At 70.5% G+C, this 17,716-nt stretch carries 17 protein-coding genes; 10 read left to right on the top strand and 7 right to left on the bottom strand.

Translation table 11 applies throughout. From position 1 onward, the window contains the following. Nucleotides 1-222: 222 nt before the first annotated feature. Both MMA15_RS23145 and MMA15_RS23140 read right to left on the bottom strand, forming a co-directional pair. Complete coding sequence (locus MMA15_RS23145) at nucleotides 223-972, bottom strand: SDR family oxidoreductase (RefSeq protein WP_241062018.1); 750 nt, start codon at nucleotides 970-972, stop codon at nucleotides 223-225. A gap of 157 nt (nucleotides 973-1,129) precedes the next feature. Then, entirely contained in the window at nucleotides 1,130-2,035 is a 906-nt protein-coding gene (locus MMA15_RS23140) for an AraC family transcriptional regulator (RefSeq protein WP_241062017.1), read from the bottom strand. 359 nt (nucleotides 2,036-2,394) lie between these two features. Here MMA15_RS23140 and MMA15_RS23135 point away from each other — a divergent pair, with 359 nt between their 5' ends. The 5 genes from MMA15_RS23135 to MMA15_RS23115 all read left to right on the top strand — a co-directional run bounded on the left by MMA15_RS23135 (nucleotide 2,395) and on the right by MMA15_RS23115 (nucleotide 7,524). Continuing rightward, complete coding sequence (locus tag MMA15_RS23135; protein ID WP_241062016.1) at nucleotides 2,395-3,297, top strand: helix-turn-helix transcriptional regulator; 903 nt, start codon at nucleotides 2,395-2,397, stop codon at nucleotides 3,295-3,297. 5 nt (nucleotides 3,298-3,302) lie between these two features. After that, nucleotides 3,303-3,770: a VOC family protein gene (locus MMA15_RS23130; protein ID WP_241062015.1), complete on the top strand. Its 468-nt coding sequence runs from the start codon at nucleotides 3,303-3,305 to the stop codon at nucleotides 3,768-3,770. A gap of 345 nt (nucleotides 3,771-4,115) precedes the next feature. Next, the gene (locus MMA15_RS23125) at nucleotides 4,116-4,739 is read left to right on the top strand and encodes a hypothetical protein (protein WP_241062014.1); all 624 of its coding nucleotides are present in this window, start codon (nucleotides 4,116-4,118) and stop codon (nucleotides 4,737-4,739) included. A 356-nt stretch (nucleotides 4,740-5,095) separates the two neighbouring features. Then, nucleotides 5,096-6,442: a hypothetical protein gene (locus tag MMA15_RS23120; protein WP_241062013.1), complete on the top strand. Its 1,347-nt coding sequence runs from the start codon at nucleotides 5,096-5,098 to the stop codon at nucleotides 6,440-6,442. 293 nt (nucleotides 6,443-6,735) lie between these two features. Further along, on the top strand, nucleotides 6,736-7,524 hold the full coding sequence (locus tag MMA15_RS23115) for a ferritin-like domain-containing protein (protein ID WP_241062012.1): 789 nt from the start codon (nucleotides 6,736-6,738) through the stop codon (nucleotides 7,522-7,524). 64 nt (nucleotides 7,525-7,588) lie between these two features. On the opposite strand, the gene MMA15_RS23110 is transcribed toward MMA15_RS23115, so the two are convergent. The 4 genes from MMA15_RS23110 to MMA15_RS23095 all read right to left on the bottom strand — a co-directional run bounded on the left by MMA15_RS23110 (nucleotide 7,589) and on the right by MMA15_RS23095 (nucleotide 11,779). Continuing rightward, the gene (locus MMA15_RS23110; protein ID WP_241062011.1) at nucleotides 7,589-8,404 is read right to left on the bottom strand and encodes an ABC transporter permease; all 816 of its coding nucleotides are present in this window, start codon (nucleotides 8,402-8,404) and stop codon (nucleotides 7,589-7,591) included. A gap of 109 nt (nucleotides 8,405-8,513) precedes the next feature. After that, entirely contained in the window at nucleotides 8,514-9,413 is a 900-nt protein-coding gene (locus MMA15_RS23105; protein WP_241062010.1) for an ABC transporter permease, read from the bottom strand. A gap of 16 nt (nucleotides 9,414-9,429) precedes the next feature. Then, entirely contained in the window at nucleotides 9,430-10,620 is a 1,191-nt protein-coding gene (locus tag MMA15_RS23100; protein ID WP_241063397.1) for an ABC transporter substrate-binding protein, read from the bottom strand. A gap of 112 nt (nucleotides 10,621-10,732) precedes the next feature. Then, on the bottom strand, nucleotides 10,733-11,779 hold the full coding sequence (locus MMA15_RS23095; RefSeq protein WP_241063395.1) for an ABC transporter ATP-binding protein: 1,047 nt from the start codon (nucleotides 11,777-11,779) through the stop codon (nucleotides 10,733-10,735). A 135-nt stretch (nucleotides 11,780-11,914) separates the two neighbouring features. On the opposite strand from MMA15_RS23095, the gene MMA15_RS23090 reads away from it, so the two are divergent. Together MMA15_RS23090 and MMA15_RS23085 are read left to right on the top strand one after the other, a co-directional pair. Next, complete coding sequence (locus MMA15_RS23090; protein WP_241062009.1) at nucleotides 11,915-12,733, top strand: FadR/GntR family transcriptional regulator; 819 nt, start codon at nucleotides 11,915-11,917, stop codon at nucleotides 12,731-12,733. A gap of 193 nt (nucleotides 12,734-12,926) precedes the next feature. Beyond that, nucleotides 12,927-13,682: a cache domain-containing protein gene (locus MMA15_RS23085; RefSeq protein WP_241063393.1), complete on the top strand. Its 756-nt coding sequence runs from the start codon at nucleotides 12,927-12,929 to the stop codon at nucleotides 13,680-13,682. 49 nt (nucleotides 13,683-13,731) lie between these two features. Here MMA15_RS23085 and MMA15_RS23080 read toward each other — a convergent pair whose 3' ends face one another. Continuing rightward, nucleotides 13,732-14,700 carry a GlxA family transcriptional regulator gene (locus tag MMA15_RS23080; protein ID WP_241062008.1) on the bottom strand — a complete coding sequence of 323 codons (969 nt, stop codon included), beginning with the start codon at nucleotides 14,698-14,700 and terminating at the stop codon, nucleotides 13,732-13,734. Nucleotides 14,701-14,800: 100 nt separating this feature from the next. Between MMA15_RS23080 and MMA15_RS23075 the strand changes: the two genes are divergently transcribed. The 3 genes from MMA15_RS23075 to MMA15_RS23065 all read left to right on the top strand — a co-directional run bounded on the left by MMA15_RS23075 (nucleotide 14,801) and on the right by MMA15_RS23065 (nucleotide 17,674). Beyond that, nucleotides 14,801-15,586, top strand: coding sequence for a crotonase/enoyl-CoA hydratase family protein (locus tag MMA15_RS23075; RefSeq protein WP_241062007.1), 786 nt, complete (start codon nucleotides 14,801-14,803; stop codon nucleotides 15,584-15,586). A 301-nt stretch (nucleotides 15,587-15,887) separates the two neighbouring features. Continuing rightward, nucleotides 15,888-16,673, top strand: a complete 786-nt coding sequence (locus MMA15_RS23070; protein ID WP_241062006.1) for an ArsR/SmtB family transcription factor — start codon at nucleotides 15,888-15,890, stop codon at nucleotides 16,671-16,673. Next, a complete protein-coding gene (locus tag MMA15_RS23065) occupies nucleotides 16,670-17,674 on the top strand; it encodes an isocitrate lyase/PEP mutase family protein (RefSeq protein WP_241062005.1) in 1,005 nt (334 codons plus the stop codon). Before MMA15_RS23070 ends, MMA15_RS23065 begins: the two co-directional genes overlap by 4 nt. Nucleotides 17,675-17,716: the final 42 nt, after the last annotated feature.

Genomic DNA, 17,716 nt, shown 5'->3' with positions numbered 1-17,716 from the left:
CTTGTTCGACTGGCCCGGCCTTGGTCTTCACGGGCCGGATGGCGGCCTTTCGCTCCGGACGAGGGCACCGGCCGTGGGGCCTGTCCGACTATCGACTGCCCAACTACCGGCGTAACTCCGTACGTTGACGAGGCGCAGGCGGGGAGTCGGCGGCGGTGGCCGAAGTGCCGGCGCCAGGCGGCTAGTTGCGGCGGCGCGGCGTCATCTCGGCCGCCCCGCCGGTCACTTCGCCTCGGCGAGCCGGACCGCGTCGGGGCCCGCCGGGAACCGCAACCGGCCGGTCGTGTCGTGCACGGCGTTCCACACCGTCTCGGCTACGTCGCTCTCCTTGGTGAACAGGTCCTGGCCCATGAAGCCGTCCAGGACCTGCTTCGCCCACGGGGCGTAGGGCGCGGGCACCGACTCGTCCACAGGCCCGCCTTCGGCCGCCCTGTTCCCGAAGTTCGTCGTCAGGCAGGCGCCCGGCTCAACGGTCTTCGCATGTACGCCGAAGGGCGCGAGTTCCAGCGCGAGGGAAGCGGTGAAGCCTTCGACGGCCGCCTTGCTCGCCTTGTAGACGGCCGTGAGCGGCATGTGGCCGAGCACCACGCTGGACGTCACGTTGACGACGACGCCGGAGCCGCGCTCGCGGAACCGGTGCAGCACCGCCTGCGTCGTGGCCATCACGCCGAACGTGTTGGTCTCGAAGACCTCCCGCACCCGGCTCATGGGGGTCCCTTCGAAGACGCCGATCGAGGGGACGCCGGCGTTGTTGACCAGGGCGTCGACGGGCCCGGCGGCCTCGAACGCGGCGGTGATGGACTCCGGTTCGGTCACGTCGAGCCGTAGGACGCGGAGCCGGTCCGACTCGGGCAGGAGGCCGGGACACGGGGTGCGCATGGTCGCGATGACGTTCCACCCCTGCTCGTGGAAGTAGCGGGCGGTCTCCCGGCCGTAGCCGGACGAGGTTCCGGTGATCAGAACGGTCTTCATGATGTGGCCCCTGCGATTGAGGTGGGATATCCACGGAGAGACAGGCACTTTCCTGCTCCGCGGAAGAACTCTTGATCCCATTGAACCACTCTGACCTGCGTAAACAGTAGAACTATCCTCGCTCTCCCTTGCACGATCCTCTCGGGGGCGCAGCAACTCAGGCCAGTACGCCCGCGGGGGCGCGTGCGGTCTTCCGCAGGCGGGCCGCGTCCCGGCTCGGCGGCTCGCCGAACTGGCGCCGGTACTCGCGGCTGAACTGCGACGGGTTGTCGTAGCCGACGCGGTGGCCGACTCCCGTGACGTCCCCGGGGTGGGTGGCGAGCAGCAGCCGGGCCTCCTGGAGCCGGATCTGCTTCTGGAACTGGATGGGACTCATCGCGGTCACCGCCTGGAAGTTGCGGTAGAAGGCGGAGACGCTCATGCCGGACAGGCGTGCCAAGTCCTCGACACGGAAGGGCTCGGCATAGTGCTCGCGAATCCAGCGCACCGCCCGTGAGACATGGCTGAGACCGCTGTCGGCGAGGCCGAGTTGGCGTACGGTCGCGCCCTGCTCGCCGGTGATGAGGCGCCACAGGATCTCGCGTTTGACCAGGGGGGCCAGTACGGCACGGTCGCGGGGCTCGTCGAGCAGGCGCAGCAGCCTGACGACCGCGTCGAGCATCGCGGGCGGAGCGTCGCTCACTGCGATCCCCGGCGGCGCGCCGGTGCCCGCTCGGGGGATGTCCCCGGGACCGGCTTGCAGCAGCAACTCGGCGACGGCGGAGGGTTCCAGGGTGAGGCCGAATCCCAGTGCCGGCTCGTCGGAGTCGGCCTGGGTGAACTGCCCGGTGACGGGAAGGTCGACGGACGCCACCAGATACTGCCCGGCGCCGTATTCATAGACCCGGTCGCCCAGGGCGAGGTGCTTGGCGCCCTGGGCGATGACCGCGAGCACGGTGCCGGACATGGAGGGCTCCGGCGGATCCGCCCGGTCGACCTTCGAGATCAGCACGCCGTCGATGGCGGTGGTCCAGTCGGGGCGTGCATGCCGGGCCAGCAGTGCGCGGAGCTCTTCGAGGTGCATACGTCCATTGCAGCACCGTCCGGCATCTGTTCCCACATCCGGGACGATCATGCAAGTTCGCGCGAGCATGGTCTCAATGTTTCGGCAGGTCAGCGCAGTTGGGCGGGATCGCCCCGGCTGCCTCGCCTACCTCGTCTCACGTTCCGCCTCGTCCAACGTTCGGCCTCGTCTCACGTTCCGCCTCCCCTTGCGTTCCGCCTCGGACCCGAGAGAACCGCAACGGGCCGCGCCGTGCGATCAGCCGAGCCCGGCTGCGTGTCGCGGCCCGACCACGGCGGGCGGTCACCGCGCGCATGCACCGGGTCGCGGTCCTCCGACGACCCCGCGTCCTCTCCCCCACTCCCTCGTAGAGTGGCCCCATGGCCTCCACAGGGGGCGGCGGTCTCCCCTCCGCATCGCAGAGCGCGGCCTCGTACGAGTTCGTCCGGGCCCCGCGGACGCTGGGCGCGATGGTGGCCTCGACCGTCGGCTACCGCTCCGAGGGCGCCGTGCCGCAGCTCCACCGGGGGCTGCCCGCCCCGTACCTCACGTTGATCTTCTCTCTCGACGGCCCTGTCGTGGGCGGCGAGAGCCCGGAGCATGCGCGGGGCGCGGACGCCTATCGCGAGGAGATCGTCGTCGGGGGTCTGCGGCAGCGGCCCGCGTACATCCTTCAGCCGGACCGCGAGGCCGGGGTGCAGCTCGCCGTGCATCCGCTTGCGGCGCGGGCGCTGTTCGGCATGCCTGCCCGAGAGTTGACGCAGACGGCCGGTCCGGGAGCGGCCGTACTGGGGCGTGCGGCCGTGGAGATCCACGAGCGGATGTGTGAACTGGGCGGCTGGCAGGAGCGCTTCGGTCTGCTGACGGCCTATCTGCGCGGGCGGGCCGAGGACCGTGGACGGCGTGCGGAGGTGCGGCCCGAGGTGGCCGAGGCGTGGCGGTGGATGGCCCGGCGTCGGGGCGCCGGTTCGCTCGATGCGATGGCACGCCATGTGGCCCTGAGCCGACGGCAGTTGACCACTCTCTTCCAGCGCGAGGTGGGCGCGGGGCCGAAGCAGATCAGCCGTCTGATGCGCTTCGAGACGGCGAAGCAGCAGGTGACATCGGCGGTCGCGGGTGGGGCGCCGCCGGACCTGTCGGCGATCGCCGCGCAGTGCGGGTTCTACGACCACTCGCATCTGGTCCGGGACTTCCGGCAGTACACGGGGCTGAGCCCGAGCGGATGGATCGGCGAAGAGCGCCGGAATATCCAAGCCGGGGGCCACCGCAACGGCGAAGAGTAGGCGCCATGGACAGCGCGACGAATACGACAGCGAACACGACGACGACAGGGACGGCCGCCGGGAACGGAGATGCCCAGGGCGCGGCTCCCGCTCCCACCGTCTGGCCGACCCTCCAGGCACGCGACGCCCACGCGCTGATCGACTTCCTCGTGGAGACGGTCGGTTTCCTGCGTACGGCCCTGCACACCGACGGCGACCGGGTCGCCCACTGCCAGCTCGACTGGCCCGAGGGCGGCGGGGTGATGCTGGGCTCGCACGATCCGGAGGCGAAATGGTGCACGCCGCCGGGCACATTCGGGTGCTACGTCGTGACGGACGACGTCGACGGCCTGTACGAGCGGCTGAGGGCGGCGGGCGTGACCGTCGTACGGGAACTCGCCGACCAGGACTACGGCAACCGCGACTTCACGATCAGCGACCCGGAGGGCAACCTCTGGTGCTTCGGCCACTACCGCGGCGAGGCCCGCCCCTGAACCCGGACCGCCGCCGGGCCTGCCATCAACTCGGCGGCGCCGCACGGGAGTTGAGCGGGGCCCGCTGTGGGAACGTCTACCGTCGACAGTCGTGCACATAGGGGTTACAAGTCGGTCAGCGGCAGTACGCTCTGCGGCGTCGGTGCACTCTCAAGATCAATCGGTGCACTTCAAGATCGTTCGAACGCACGGAGCTTGCTGATGGCGACCACATGCCCGCGTTGCGGCACGAGATCATCCGATTCGGCGGACCGCTGCACCATCTGTGGTCGCGACCTCTACAGGCTCAGGGCCCCCGCCCCGTCGAGAGAACCCCGGTCCCCTTCCTCACTCGGCGTCCGTGACATGCGTCCATGGGTGGCGCTGGCCGTCGTGATCCCCCTGGTAGGCGGCGCGGCCCTCGCGGGGTCGCTGCTGGACCGCGACGAGCGTGAGGGGCGTGCGGAGGCTCCGCACCGCACTCCCCCTCCGGCCACATCGGTGAGCCCCACGTCTTCGCCCACGCCCTCTGACACTCCGTCGCACACGAAGCCGCCGACGATTCCCCGTACTCCTCCCTCCTCGGCTCCTCCGCCCACCTCGGCGGCGCCCTCCGAGAGCGGTGACGAGGGGGGCGACTCCGGTGACGACGGCTCCGACGGGTACGGGCGCGGCTACTACTGGTGGTTCCACAACGGCCGGTATCAGTACTGGTACGGCGGCGACCACGGCCGGGGCTGGCACGGAGACGGCGACGAGGGCGGCTGGTACGACGACGGCGGGGACGGGGGCTGGCACGAAGGCGACGAGGGCGAGGGCTGGTACGGCGAGGACTGGTACGGCGAGGAGGGCTACGACGACGGCGAGGAGTCCTATGACGACGGGGACTCCTACGACGACGGCGATGACGGCGACTCATACGACGACGGAGACTCCTACGACGACGGCGACTCGTATGACGACGGCAGCGGCGACGACGGGGACTGGTGAGCAACGTCCCTGCGAATCCCGGTAGTCGACGGTCGCGGGGAGCTGGGCGGTCGCCCGCCCGGCCCCCCGGCGGCCGCGCCGGTCCTCAGCCCATGAGGAACGTGCCGCCGCCCGCGAGGGAGAAGGTGGCGGCTCGTCGACGGTCGTTGCCATAAGGGCCTTCGCCGTGGCGTTGGTCGGCCTCACCCGTAGCGAGAGCTTAGGGACGCGTCCGGTATCGGTTTCTGCATCGGTGATATGCCCTGGATATCAACGGGGGTCATCCGGCCTGGTGCCTCAGCCCGGCGAGGGCGCCAGGCATCCGGGCCCCGTCGACGGAACCGTGCATCACGGACGATCCTGGGTACACGCGCCAGATGAGTCGAATACGGCATAGCGGAACTCTCAGGCTGATCCTCGTTCTGGTGGCCGCCCTGCTGCTGCCGGTATCGGTCATGGCGCCCGGCGCCGCGGCGTCGAGCAGGGCCGACAGCGTCGGCGAGGTGGCGGCAGCGCTGCGCGAGGGCCCCGTATACGTCGACCCCCGGGCCTCTGGGCGGCTCTCGGGCGCCGACGCGAAGGACCTCACGGAGAAGATCAAGAAGGCGGACAAGCCGGTCTTCGTGGCCGTGCTGCCGAAGGCGAAGGAGTTTCCGCCCTCGACGCTGCTGCGGGATCTGCGTTCCCAGGTGGGCGACCGTGGCGTCTACGGCGTGATGCTCGGCGGCGGCTTCGCCGCGGGCGCCGACCGGTCTGTCATGTCACGAAGCGCCGTCGACGGTCTGCGCCGCTCCTCGGAGGCTCCCGGAGGGGATACGAAGGCAAAGCTCGACCGGTTCGTGGACGGTGCGACGGCGAACGCCCGAGGTGACGCACCCGCCTCCTGGGACGGCGGCCCGGGCCGCGGCACCGGCGGCGGTTTCGCATTGCTGGCGGTGCTGGCGCTGCTGGTCCTCGGCCTGGGCGGCGGCCTTCTCGTACGCAACCGGGCACGCAAGCGCGAAGCCGAGCGGCAGCGTGAGCAGTTGGAGAAGCTGCGGCCCGTGGTGGACGAGGACATCACGGCCTTCGGAGAGGAACTGGACCGCATCGGCTTCGACCCGCAGGCCCGCGACTCCGACGACGCCATGCGCAGGGACTACACCCACGCCATGGACTCCTACGACGAGGCCAAGCGGAAGATGGACGCCGCCCGCGGGCCCGGCGACGTACGACCGGTCACGGAGTCGCTGGAGGACGGGCGCTTCGCCCTGGCGACCCTGGATGCGAGACGCAGCGGCGAGCCGCTTCCGGAACGCCGGATGCCGTGCTTCTTCGACCCGCGCCACGGTCCGTCCGTGGAGGACATGCGGTGGGCGCCGCCGGGCGGTACGGAGCGGACCGTACCGGTGTGCGCCGCGGACGCGGCACGGCTGCGGGACGGCGCCGAACCGATGACACGCAACGTGGACACCCCGGAGGGCCGGCGGCCGTACTGGGAGGCCGGGCCGGTCTACGGGCCGTGGGCGGGCGGCTACTTCGGCGGCGGCATCCTGCCCGGTCTGCTGGCCGGGACGCTGCTGGGCAGCGCGATCGGGCCATGGGGTTACGGATACGGAGACGGGGGCTTCGACGGCGACTACGGGGGAGACGGGTTCGGCGACGGCGGAGGCTTCGACGGGGGCGGCGGCTTCGACGGCGGAGGCTTCGGGGGCGGGGGCGACTTCGGCGGCGGCGGCTTCTGACGGGCGGGCCGAAGGGCGGCCGGTGCCACCGGGGCGCCGAGCGGGCAGCGACGGCCCGCCGGTCCCGCGCAGCCTGGAAACCGCGCAGCCCGGAAGCCGCGCAGCCGCATGGCGCCGAGGCCGCGTGGCCCCCGAGGTCACGTAGTCCCGAGGCCGCGTACGGCATCCGGAGAGGCCGGGCCCACCCGCCGTCCCCCGTCCTTCGTTTGGCACAGGGAAACCGCCCTGCTGTTGCCGGTCTTCCGGCGCCCCCTTTGACTCGGTTGTGCGGACGCCGTACGGAGGTGGCACTGATGCTCTCGTCCCGAAATCTGTTCCGGGAGATTCTGGAGAACGACCGCTCCTTCCAGCTCTTCTGCTCGATCGCGGCCAGCGGAGAGGCCCAGGGCGGCTGGGAGAACGCACGGATCGCCGCCCTGTTGCCGGAGAGCATGAAGGACCTGGCGCCGAAGATCACCAGACACGGCGCGGACGAGGACAAGCACGGCCGGATCTTCAACGCGCTGCTGAAGAAGCGGGGGCTGGAGCCCGTGCCCGTGCCGCTGGAGACCGACTACACGATGCTGCTGGAGCGGCGCGGCATCGGTCTGGCCCACGAGAAGCTGCGCCGTGACGAGCCGCTCACCGAGCACGACGTCATCGTCTATCTGACGCACAGCCGTGTCACCGAGCAGCGTGCCTCGGACCAGATGGCGATGCTCCTCGCCAGTTGCGACGACGACAGCGAGACCGCCCGCGCCGTGAGGATGATCAGCAACGACGAGGACGCCCATCTCGCCTACTGCCACGAGGAGTTGCTGCGGCTCGTCGCACGCGGTCACGAGGCGGCGATCCGGCGGGCACTGCGCCGTACCGCGATGGCCGAGAACGTCATCCACCGCGAGGTCTCCCTCTCGGTGATGTCCCACATGGGGCGGCTGCTGGACTGGCCCGCGGTCAAGACCGTGCCCATCGCCGCGGGCATCCACACGATGTTCGCCTACGAACGCTTCGGCGGCTGGCGGCGGATGGTGAATCTGACGATGCCGGAGCAGCTCGACCCGCTGGGACAGCCCGCGCGCAGCACGGCACCCGTGGTGTGAGAGCCGACGGGCGTCGACTGCTCGACTGCCCTTCGCCGCGAGTCTGCCGGTCGTGGTGAATCGCTCAGATCCTGCTCCCCGACGCCGTGTCGGACGACATCCGCTGCGCGATGTAGATCGGGATCACGGAGAGCAGCACGAGCACGGCCGCTACGACGTTGACCACCGGGGCCTGCTGAGGGCGGGCCATGTTGGAGAAGATCCAGATGGGCAGGGTCTGGGTGCTGGGACCGGCGGTGAACGTCGTCACGATGATCTCGTCGAAGGAGAGCGCGAACGCCAGCAGGCCGCCCGCCACCAGCGCGGAGCGCACCAGCGGGAAGGTGATGTCGGCGAAGGCGCGGAAGGTGTCCGCGCCCAGGTCTGCGGCGGCCTCCTCATAGCTGCCGGGCATCCGCCGCAGCCGCGCGATCACGTTGTTGTACACGACGACGACGCAGAACGTGGCGTGGCCGACGACGACCGTGAAGAGGCCGAGCCCGACGCCGAGGGGTTCGAGCACAGTACGGAAGGCGGTGTTGAGGGCGACGCCGGTGACGATGCCGGGCAGCGCGATCGGCAGTACGACGACGAACGACAGCGCCTCACGGCCGAAGAACCGGAAGCGCTGGATGGCGAAGGCGATCAGCGTGCCCAGCACCAGCGCGGCAGCCGTCGCGCCCACGCCTGCCTTGAGGGAGGTCACCAGTGCGTGCCGGGCGCCCGCGCTGCCCCAGGCGTCCGCCCACCAGTGAAAGGTGATGCCCGGCGGCGGCCAGCTCGAACTGCGGTCCGGGTTGAGGGAGTTGACGAGGACCAGCAGGAGGGGGACGTAGATCGCCGCGAAGCCGAGCAGGGCGGCGATGCGCAGCGCGATGCGTGCGGGCCGGGAGAGTCTCATCGTCGTATGCCTTCTCCGTTTCTCATGGCTGGCTTCTCATGGCTCGCTTCTCATTGCTCGCTTCTCGGTGCCTTGTCCGAGCCGTCGGCCGTCTCGTCCGTCCGCCCCGTCAGAGGCTGCTGAGGGCGCCGGTGCGGCGTACCGCGAACAGGTAGAGCACGATGACCGCCACGGGAACGGTGCCGAGCGCCGCCGCAAGCGGCAGGTCCAGGGTGATGTTGGAGTAGATGAGGTTGCCGATGAGCTGCGTCTTGCCGCCCACGATCTGCACGGCGATGTAGTCGCCGAGGCTGAGGGAGAAGGTGAAGACGGAGCCCGCCGCGACGGACGGCAGCAGCATCGGCAGCACCACCGAGCGGAAGGTGCGCCCCGTGCGTGCGCCCAGGTCGGAGGAGGCGTCGAGGAGGCTGTCGGGTATCTGCTCCAGCCCGGTGTGGATCGGCAGGATCATGTACGGCAGCCACAGATACGTCAGTACGAGCACGGTGGCGGTCAGCCCGTAGCCGGGGCCGTCGAGGCCGAACGGCGACAGCAGCCACTCCAGCAGGCCGCCCTCGGCGAGGATGAGCCGCCACGCGTAGGCCTTGACCAGGTAACTCGCCCACAACGGCGTGAGGATGGCGACCACGAGCAGGGGCCGCCAGCGCCGCGGTGCGATGCGCGCGGTGTAGAAGGCGACGGGAAAGGCGATCACCACGCAGAGCGCGGTGACGGCGAGTGCTACGCCGACGCTGCGCAGCGCGACCTGCTGATAGACGCCGCCGGTGAGGATGGTGGTGAAGTTGTCCAGCGACCAGACCTTCACGACGTTCGAGGTGAAGGTGTCCGTGGTCCAGAACGCGGACATGAACAGTGCGGTGAGCGAGCCGAGATAGGCCAGGATCAGCCAGGTCAGCGGCGCGGAGAGCAGCAGGGACAGTTGCAGCCGGGGGCGGCGGTGGAGACGACCCGCCAGGGTCCCGGCCGGCCGCCGGGCGCTGTGCCCGGCGGCCCGCTCGGTGTCGCTCATCGGTGTCCCGTCCGTTCTAGCTCTTGATCTCGGTCCATGCCTGGACCCACTTGGCGTACGGGACGCACTCGGCGTCCTTGCGGCCGTCGAGGCACTGCTGGGTCGGCGTGGTCCAGTAGTGGACCTTCTTCCAGTAGGGCTCGTCGTTCGCGTGGTAGGTGCGGCAGTGGTTCTTGTCGGCCGTCAGCTCGCACGCCTTCGCATTGGCCGGTGCCTCGCCGAAGTACTCGGCGACCTGGGCGTTGGCTTCGGGCGAGACGATGTGGTTCAGCCATTTGTAGGCGCAGTCGGGGTGCTTGGCCTTCGAGGAGACCATCCAGGTGTCCGACCAGCCCGTCGAACCCTCCTTGGGCAGTACGGCCTTGACCTTGGCGCCCTCGTCCTGCGCGGTGTTGAGGATGACCTGCCAGGAGGTGCCGACGACGGAGTCGCCGCTCTTGAAGGCGGAGATCTCCTTGAGGTAGTCGCTCCAGTACTCGCCGATGCTGGCGTTCTGCTTCTTCAGCAGGTCCACGGAGGCGTCGAACTGCTTCTGGTCGAGGGCGTAGGGGTTCTTGATGCCCAGCGACGGCTTGTGCTTCATCAGATAGAGCGCGGCGTCCGCGATGTAGATGGGCGAGTCGTACGCGGTGACCTTGCCCTTGTGCTTCTCCGCGTCGTCGAAGACCGCGGACCAGGAGTCGGGGGCGGGCTTGACCTTCTCGGTGTTGTACATGAGGAGGTTGGCGCCACGGCCGTGCGGTATGCCGTAGGGCTTGCCGTCGACCGAGTTCCAGTCCTGGTTCTTCAACCCCTTGAAGACGTCCTTGTAGTTGGGGACGAGCTTGGTGTTGACGGGTTCGGCGTCGCCGGAGGCGATCAGGCGCAGCGAGGCGTCGCCGGAGGCCGAGACCGCGTCGTACTGCCCCGTCTTCATGAGGCTGACCATCTCGTCGGAGGAGGCGGCGGTCTTGGTGTTGACCTTGCAGCCGGTCTTCTTCTCGAACGGCGTGACCCAGTCGACCTTCGGGTCGTTGCTGCCGTCCTCGGCGTATCCGGCCCAGGCGATGAGGTTGACGGCGTTCTCGGTCTTGCCGAGCTTCTGCTGCGGCTTGAGGTCGGGCGGGTCGACGGCGCCGGGCGACGAGGACGAGGAGCCGGAGGAGCCGCAGGCTGCGGCCAGCAGCACGGCGCCCGACGCGGCGAGGACCTTGAGGGTTCGGGACATGCGCACGGAGATCTCCACTGTCGGAGGGGCGGCGAGTCGTGAGTGCGGCTGCGTGAGTCGAGGCGGACTGGGGTCGGTCGGTTCCAGTTCGGGGGTCAGGGGTCGTGAGCGCTCAACGCGCCTCGGCTACGGGGAAGTTGTGCCGGTTGTGCCACTGGAGCCTGACCCGCGTGCCGCGGAACGCGGCGACTTCCTCGGAGGAGGTCTCCAGGTTCTGCTGGACGGCGGTGAGCCGTCCCCCGGCGTCGAGGTCAACGAGGAAGCGTGTGGCGTCTCCCAGATAGACGACCTCGGCGACGGTGCCTGTGGCGGCGGTGTGATCCGGTTCGGGGTCGCCGGACCCGTCCGCCGTCTCCTTGAGCACCCGGATCTTCTCCGGGCGGACGCTGAACGTGCCCCGCTTGCCGACGACTTGCTCGGCGGTCTCCCCGGTGAGCAGGTTGGAGGTGCCGACGAAGCCCGCGACGAACGGGCTCGCGGGCCGCTCGTAGATCTCGGCGGGCGTGCCGGTCTGCTGGATGCGGCCGTCCCTGAAGACCGCCATGCGGTCGCTGAGGGTGAGGGCCTCGTCCTGGTCGTGGGTGACGAAGACGAAGGTGATGCCCACCTCCCGCTGGAGTTCCTTGAGTTCGATCTGCATCTGCTCGCGCAACTTGAGATCGAGGGCGCCCAGCGGCTCGTCCAGCAGCAGCACACGGGGGTGGCTGACGAGCGCTCGCGCCAGGGCGACCCGCTGGCGCTGGCCTCCGGAGAGCTGGGAGGGGCGGCGCTTGCCGAAGCCTTCGAGGCGGACGTTCTCCAGCGCCTCCGCTGCCCTGCGCAGCCGTTCGGCCTTGGGCACCTTGCGTATCTTCAGGCCGTAGGCGACGTTCTGCTCGACCGTCATATGCGGGAAGAGGGCGTAGTCCTGGAAGACGGTGTGCACGTCGCGCTCGAAGGGCGCGAGGTTCGTGACGTCCTTGCCGCCGAGTTCGACGGTGCCGCTCGTGGGTGTCTCGAAGCCCGCGATCATACGCAGGACCGTGGTCTTGCCCGAGCCCGACGGGCCCAGCATGGAGAAGAACTCGCCGTCGGATATGCCCAGTTCGACGTCCGCGACGGCCTCGGTCCTGCCGAACACCTTGCGCAGGTTCCGCAGTCGGACGGCGTTCCCCTCCAGTTCCTCCATGTACGGGAACCTTCCTGCCGCTGTGGACGTTGGGCGGCAGTAAATATATGAAGTCATAGTTCAAGCTTCAAGAGCGCCCGACGCCCTCTTCGGGTAAAGCCTCAGCCAACTGACAAGGTGGTGGCCGTGAGGAGAGATCAGGACGGCGCCCGAAGAACCGTCTTCACGCCGATCGGCGCACAGGCCCGCGTCGAGGCCGTGGTGCGGCGGCTCGGCGACGCCATCGAACTCGGACTGCTCGCCGACGGCGAGCAGTTGCCGGGCGAGCCCGAACTCGCGGCCCAACTCGGTGTCTCGACCGTCACGTTGCGGGAGGCGCTGATGGCACTGCGGCAGCGCGGTCTCGTCACCACCCGCAGGGGGCGCGGCGGGGGCAGCTTCGTCACGGTGCCCGAAGGGCCCGTCGAAGACAGGCTGTTGAGCCATCTGGGCGGCTGGAGCACCGAGGCGCTACGGGACCTGGGCGACCACTGGACGGCGGTCTCCGGCGCGGCGGCCCGGCTCGCCGCGCAGCGGACCGAACCCGACGACCTGCATCAACTGCACCGCTCGGTGGAGGAGTTGACGGACGCCGCCGACGCTCCGGCGCGCAGTCGGCTGCACGGCCGCTTCCATGTCGAGCTTGCCGCGGCGGCGCAGTCGGCACGGCTGACACGTGAACTGGTGGGCATACACGCCGAAGTGGGCGCGCTCATATGTCTCGTACTCGGCGACGAAAGGCACCTCAAAGACGTCTGCGATCGTCACCGCGCCGTGATCTGTGCGGTGCACGATGGTGCGGCGGAGCAAGCAAGAGCCCTTGCCGAGCAGTGCGTTCAGGTCTCCATGGGACGCCTGGTCGAACTCCGCCTCGGCACCCCCGGCGACGCCGGCGGTCCGCACACCAAGGAGGGCACCCGTGGGCAGCAGTCCTCGTCCCGCAGGAGGCGGAGCACACGTCCTTGACAACGCGGCGTCCACGGATGCGGCGCACCCGGAGTCGACGCCCACGGACACGGCGTCCGGGCACTCGGCGTCCGGGGGCGGGCCGGACAGGGAGCCGTCCGGCGACGAGTCGTCGCAGGTCCCCGGCCCGGCGGACGGTTCGCGCGGCACGTGCCCACCGGAGGCGGAGGCCGCGGCAGGTGTCCGTGACGCCCTGGAGTGCGTCTTCGACGCCGTGGCCGAGACACGTACCGAGGTCGCACGGCTCCTCGCCGACGTCGCCGACGAGGGCGGACGGCCCGCCACCGACGACCTGGCCGCCCTGCGGCCCGGACTCCAAGAGCGGCTGGCGCGGCTCGACTTGATGTCGGGCGCGGGTTTCGTGGCGGCGCCGGGGCTGCTCGCCGACGCGGACGCATGGCTGGAGTGGTGGCAGCGGGGACCGGGCGGCGACATACGGCCGCTGCTGCTGGACCTGGACCCGGAGCACTCCGCGTACTCGGACTACACCCACTGGGAGTGGTACTCGCTGGCCCGGGACACCGGGCGGCGCGCGGTCGCGGGACCGTATGTGGACTATCTCTGCTCCGACGAGTACAGCCTGACGCTGTCGGTGCCGGTGATCGTCGGCGGGCGCTTCACGGGTGTCGCGGCGGCCGATGTGTATCTGCCGGACTTCGAGGCCGCCGTCATGCCGGTGCTGCAACGCCTCCCGGGGCCCGCCTGCCTCGTCAACTCCCGTGGTCGCGTGGCGGTTTCGACGTATGCGCGCCGTCTGGCGGGTTCCCTGCTGAAGGGACCGGACTTCGCGTCGGCGATCACGCCGGGTGAGAACGGGGACGAGCGCGACGGCTGTACGGAGACGGCCCGTGAGCCCTCGGAGCACGACGGCATGAGCCTGTGGCCGTGCGGCGGCATCCCGCTGATCCTGGTGACGGGCGCCGCAGGGAGCGACGAGCCCGAGGGCTGAAGCCGAAGCCGAATGGCCGCGGGTGCCGGCCGGCGTGCCCTGCGTGGTCTCAGTCGCCTTCGTGCGCTCCCGCTCCACGGGAAGCCGTCTTCAGTAGTGCGCGCAGCGTCGACGCGTTGCGGTAGCCGACCATGGCGGCGATCCGCTCCAGGCTCAGTCCGGTCGTGCGCCGCAGGTGGTCGGCCCGCTCGACGCGGAGCCTCTGGATGAGCGCATAGGGAGTGGTGTTCAGCCGCTGCCGGACGCGGCGTTCGAGCGTACGACGTGTGGTCCCGATGGCGAGGGCGGCGTCGGTGACGGCGACGTCGCGTTCCAGATTCGACCGGACCCAGGTCTCGAAGTCGGTCACGAGCCGATCGGCGTCTGCGAGGTAGCCCAGTGCGGACTCGATGCTGCGCGCGGGCCGTTCGTCGACGAGCAGCGCGGCCGCGGTGGCGTCCGCGAGCTGTGGGCTGACCCTGGATACGAGGCTCATGGCCAGGTCGATGTGGGCGAAGGCCGCACCGGCGGTGACGATCTTCCCGTCGTGGACCACCATGCGGGACGTGTCGAGTTCCGTCTTCGGATAGCGATTCCGGAAAGTCGCGCTGAGCCACCAGCTCGTCGTGGCACGGCGGTTGTCGAGAAGACCTGACTCGGCCAGTACGAACGTGCCTGTGCACGCTGCGGCCAACTCCCGCCCGGCGAGCGACCATTCGCGCAGCATCGCGCGCAGTGCCCGGACCTCGTCGCGCATAAGGGCGTCCACGATGCCGGCGGGGCTCTTGGCGGCCAGGGCCGGGATCACCAGCGTGTCCAGGCCCGCAGTCGCGTCGTCGTCCATTTCGAGGTCGACGGGCACGAGGAGGCGGCCCGCCGTCGGGACAGGGGCACGGTCAGCCGCGACGGTCTGGGCCCGGATCGCGGGGATGTCCCGATCCACCTGCTCACGGGCGGAGTTCGCGGCCCGCAGTACGTCCAGGACGCTCGTCAGACCGGAGTCCCAGCAGCCGGGCAGCGCTATCACTCCGACATTCATGTCGCAGACACTACGGGCGGTGTCGCATTTGCTGCCTGCGCCCTCCCTACGTTGACGGCATGTCTTCCACAGAAACGATCCTCACCCCGGCGGCGACCGCATGAGCTCCAAGATCGTCGTCGAGCAGGACGGCCCCGTGCTGACGATCGCCGTCAACCGGCCGGAGAAGGCGAACGCGATCGACGCCGACGTCATCGCCGGACTCTCCCATGCCTACGCGCAGTTGTCGGACGACCCCTCGTCGAGAGTCGCGGTGCTGCACAGCCTGGGCGACGACTTCACCGGCGGCCTCGACCTCGCCTCGCTCGCCCCGCGACTGGCCACGGGCGGAGACGGCATCCTCCCGGAGGACGGCCGCGACCCCTGGGGCATGTACGGCGAGCCCGCGACGAAGCCCGTGGTCGCCGCCGTCCACGGTCGCTGCTTCACGGCAGGCCTCGAACTCGTCCTCAGCGCGGACATCTGCGTAGCCGCCGACGACACCGTCTTCGGGCAGCAGGAGGTCACGCGCGGAATCGTCGCCCTCGGCGGGGCGACCATACGGCTGCCGCGCAGAGCGGGCTGGGGCAACGCGATGCGTTATCTCCTGACCGGCGATCTGTTCGATGCCGCGGACGCGCTGCGCTTCGGCATCGTGCAGGAAGTCGTCCCGCGCGGCGAGCAGTTCGAGTGTGCGATGGCCATCGCCCGCCGGATCGCCGAGCAGGCGCCACTCGCCGTCCAGGCCACGCTGGCCGACGCCCGCCCCGCCCTCGCACGGCCGGTCGCCGAGTCGGCCGCAAGCCTGCGCGGCGACGTGGGTCCCGGCCTGTTCGCCACCGCCGATGCCCGCGAAGGCATCGACGCGATGATCGAACGCCGCCCACCCGTGTTCACCGGCACCTGACAGGAGCAGGCCCATGCATGCCGTGACGACGGCATCGAGGTGTCTCACCATGACCGACAACGGGCTCTGTCTCCCCGGGCTCGGTGCCGCGGCGGTGCTCGGGAACTGACGGACGACGAGTAGGCGCGGCCCGGCGCCGCATCCGGGGTCCCGCCGCAGGGCGGGCGGTGGAGCGATCACCGGACGGTGATCGACGGATCTTGTTCCGGACCCGTGGCGGGACTCTCCGGAGCGGCTCGGACCTCGTTCCGGAACGATCAGTTAGGCGCCCACCGAAGTGTCGGGGGCGCACCATGGCCGTATGGAGCGAGCAGGACGCACAGCACGAGCACCCTCCGGACGAGCGGCCTCAAGACGAGCGCATGGGCGCGAGCGGGGCGCGGGGCCCGAGCGCAGCGGGCAGCGGCTGGCGGAGCTGGCCGGGCTGCTCGCGGACCCCACGCGTGCCTCGATCTGTCTGGCGCTCCAGGACGGAAGGGCCTGGACGGCGGGCGAGCTGGCGCGGACGGCGCGGGTGACGGCGGCGACGGTGAGCGGCCATCTGGACAAGCTCGTCGCGGGCGGGCTGCTGACGGAGGTACGGCAGGGGCGGCACCGCTATGTGCACATCTCCGGGCCCCAGGTCTCCCAGCTCATCGAGGATCTGGCCGCGCACGCCGGGCCGCCGCCCGCGCCGCGTGGCCTGCGTGCCGCCTCGGCGAGCGCAGCGATGGCCAGGGCCCGTACCTGCTACGACCATCTGGCGGGCTCCCTGGGCGTCGGCGTCACTGACGCACTGCTGGAACGGGGGCTGCTCCAGCAGTCGACGGGCTTCTCCGTGACCGACGAGGGGCTGGAGTGGTTCGGGGCCCTGGGCATCGACCTGGCGCCGCGGCCCGGCAGCCGCCGCCCGATGGCACGCTCCTGCGTGGACTGGACGGAACGCCGCCCGCACCTGGCGGGCCGTGCGGGTGCCGCTCTGTGTACGTATGCGCTACGGGAGCGGTGGTGCGAACGCATCGGCAGCGCAAGGGCGTTGAGGGTCACGGACCGGGGCCGCGACGCGCTGGCGGAGCTGCTGGGCATGCGGACGGAGGCACCGCGATGAGCGCGGACGAGGACGGCCGGGCGCACCGCGGACCCGTCGGGGACGACAGCCACGGCGGCAGAGCAGGCGGCAGGCCCGACAACAGGCAGGGCGGCACGCAGGACAGCAGGGCCGAGGCGTTCAGGGCGCTGCATCACGGCGAGCGTCCGCTGCTGCTGCCCAACGCCTGGGACCACGCCTCGGCCGCCGCCCTGCACCGGCGCGGCTTTCCCGCGATCGGTACGACGAGCCTTGGTGTCGCGGCAGCGGCGGGGCTGCCCGACGGTGCGGGCGCCGCACGCGACGAGACGCTCGCCTTGGCTCGGGGCCTGGCACGCCTGCCGGTGCCGGTGAGCGTCGACATCGGGGGCGGCTTCAGTGACGACCCGGGCGAAGTCGCCGCGCTGGGCGTGGAGTTGGAGCGGGCGGGTGTCGCGGGTGTGAACATCGAGGACGGAAGGCCAGACGGCACTCTCGCCGATCCCGCCCGCCAGACGGCGAAGATCACCGCGCTGAAGGAGGCAGCGCCGGGCCTCTTCGTCAACGCCCGTACCGACACGCACTGGCTGGGCGTGGACGCGACGCTCACCGGGGCGCTGCACCGATGCAGCGCGTATGCCGCGGCGGGCGCCGACTGCCTCTTCGTGCCGGGGATGGTGGAGCACGGCGAAATCGCCGCGCTGGCAGGCGAGTTGGCACCTGCACCACTGAACGTCCTGTTCTCACCGGCGCATTGTTCGTACGGGGAACTCGCCGGTGCCGGCGTCGCCCGCGTCAGCCTCGGGTCGCTGCTCTTCCGTACCGCGCTGCGTAACGCGGTCGATCTGGCCTGCTCGATCGCGGAGCCGGACGAGCTGCCAGCGGCGGCCTCGCCCTTGCCGCCGTCCTGGTCGCCGTCCTTGCCGTCGTCCTGGTCGCCGTCCTGGTCGCCGTCCTTGCCGTCGTCCTCGCCGGTGCCCGTGCCCGTGCCGGGCTACGCCGAAGTGCAGGGCCTGCACGAGGAGTTCAGGCCTCGGCGCTGAACGGGTCCGCCCTCTCCACCGGCCTGCCCGCCCATGGGTGTG

It is taken from the genome of Streptomyces marispadix, from assembly GCF_022524345.1.
GTDB lineage: Bacteria > Actinomycetota > Actinomycetes > Streptomycetales > Streptomycetaceae > Streptomyces > Streptomyces marispadix.
Note: the sequence above shows the minus strand (reverse complement) of the source record. Positions and strands in the feature narration are given on the sequence as shown.

What these genes read in the sequence shown, in the direction of transcription:
- MMA15_RS23145 (WP_241062018.1), bottom strand. Translation starts at nt 972, where the DNA reads ATGAAGACCGTTCTGATCACCGGAACCTCGTCCGGCTACGGCCGGGAG.
- MMA15_RS23140 (WP_241062017.1), bottom strand. Translation starts at nt 2,035, where the DNA reads ATGCACCTCGAAGAGCTCCGCGCACTGCTGGCCCGGCATGCACGCCCC.
- MMA15_RS23135 (WP_241062016.1), top strand. Translation starts at nt 2,395, where the DNA reads ATGGCCTCCACAGGGGGCGGCGGTCTCCCCTCCGCATCGCAGAGCGCG.
- MMA15_RS23130 (WP_241062015.1), top strand. Translation starts at nt 3,303, where the DNA reads ATGGACAGCGCGACGAATACGACAGCGAACACGACGACGACAGGGACG.
- MMA15_RS23125 (WP_241062014.1), top strand. Translation starts at nt 4,116, where the DNA reads ATGCGTCCATGGGTGGCGCTGGCCGTCGTGATCCCCCTGGTAGGCGGC.
- MMA15_RS23120 (WP_241062013.1), top strand. Translation starts at nt 5,096, where the DNA reads ATGAGTCGAATACGGCATAGCGGAACTCTCAGGCTGATCCTCGTTCTG.
- MMA15_RS23115 (WP_241062012.1), top strand. Translation starts at nt 6,736, where the DNA reads ATGCTCTCGTCCCGAAATCTGTTCCGGGAGATTCTGGAGAACGACCGC.
- MMA15_RS23110 (WP_241062011.1), bottom strand. Translation starts at nt 8,404, where the DNA reads ATGAGACTCTCCCGGCCCGCACGCATCGCGCTGCGCATCGCCGCCCTG.
- MMA15_RS23105 (WP_241062010.1), bottom strand. Translation starts at nt 9,413, where the DNA reads ATGAGCGACACCGAGCGGGCCGCCGGGCACAGCGCCCGGCGGCCGGCC.
- MMA15_RS23100 (WP_241063397.1), bottom strand. Translation starts at nt 10,620, where the DNA reads ATGTCCCGAACCCTCAAGGTCCTCGCCGCGTCGGGCGCCGTGCTGCTG.
- MMA15_RS23080 (WP_241062008.1), bottom strand. Translation starts at nt 14,700, where the DNA reads ATGAATGTCGGAGTGATAGCGCTGCCCGGCTGCTGGGACTCCGGTCTG.
- MMA15_RS23075 (WP_241062007.1), top strand. Translation starts at nt 14,801, where the DNA reads ATGAGCTCCAAGATCGTCGTCGAGCAGGACGGCCCCGTGCTGACGATC.
- MMA15_RS23070 (WP_241062006.1), top strand. Translation starts at nt 15,888, where the DNA reads ATGGAGCGAGCAGGACGCACAGCACGAGCACCCTCCGGACGAGCGGCC.
- MMA15_RS23065 (WP_241062005.1), top strand. Translation starts at nt 16,670, where the DNA reads ATGAGCGCGGACGAGGACGGCCGGGCGCACCGCGGACCCGTCGGGGAC.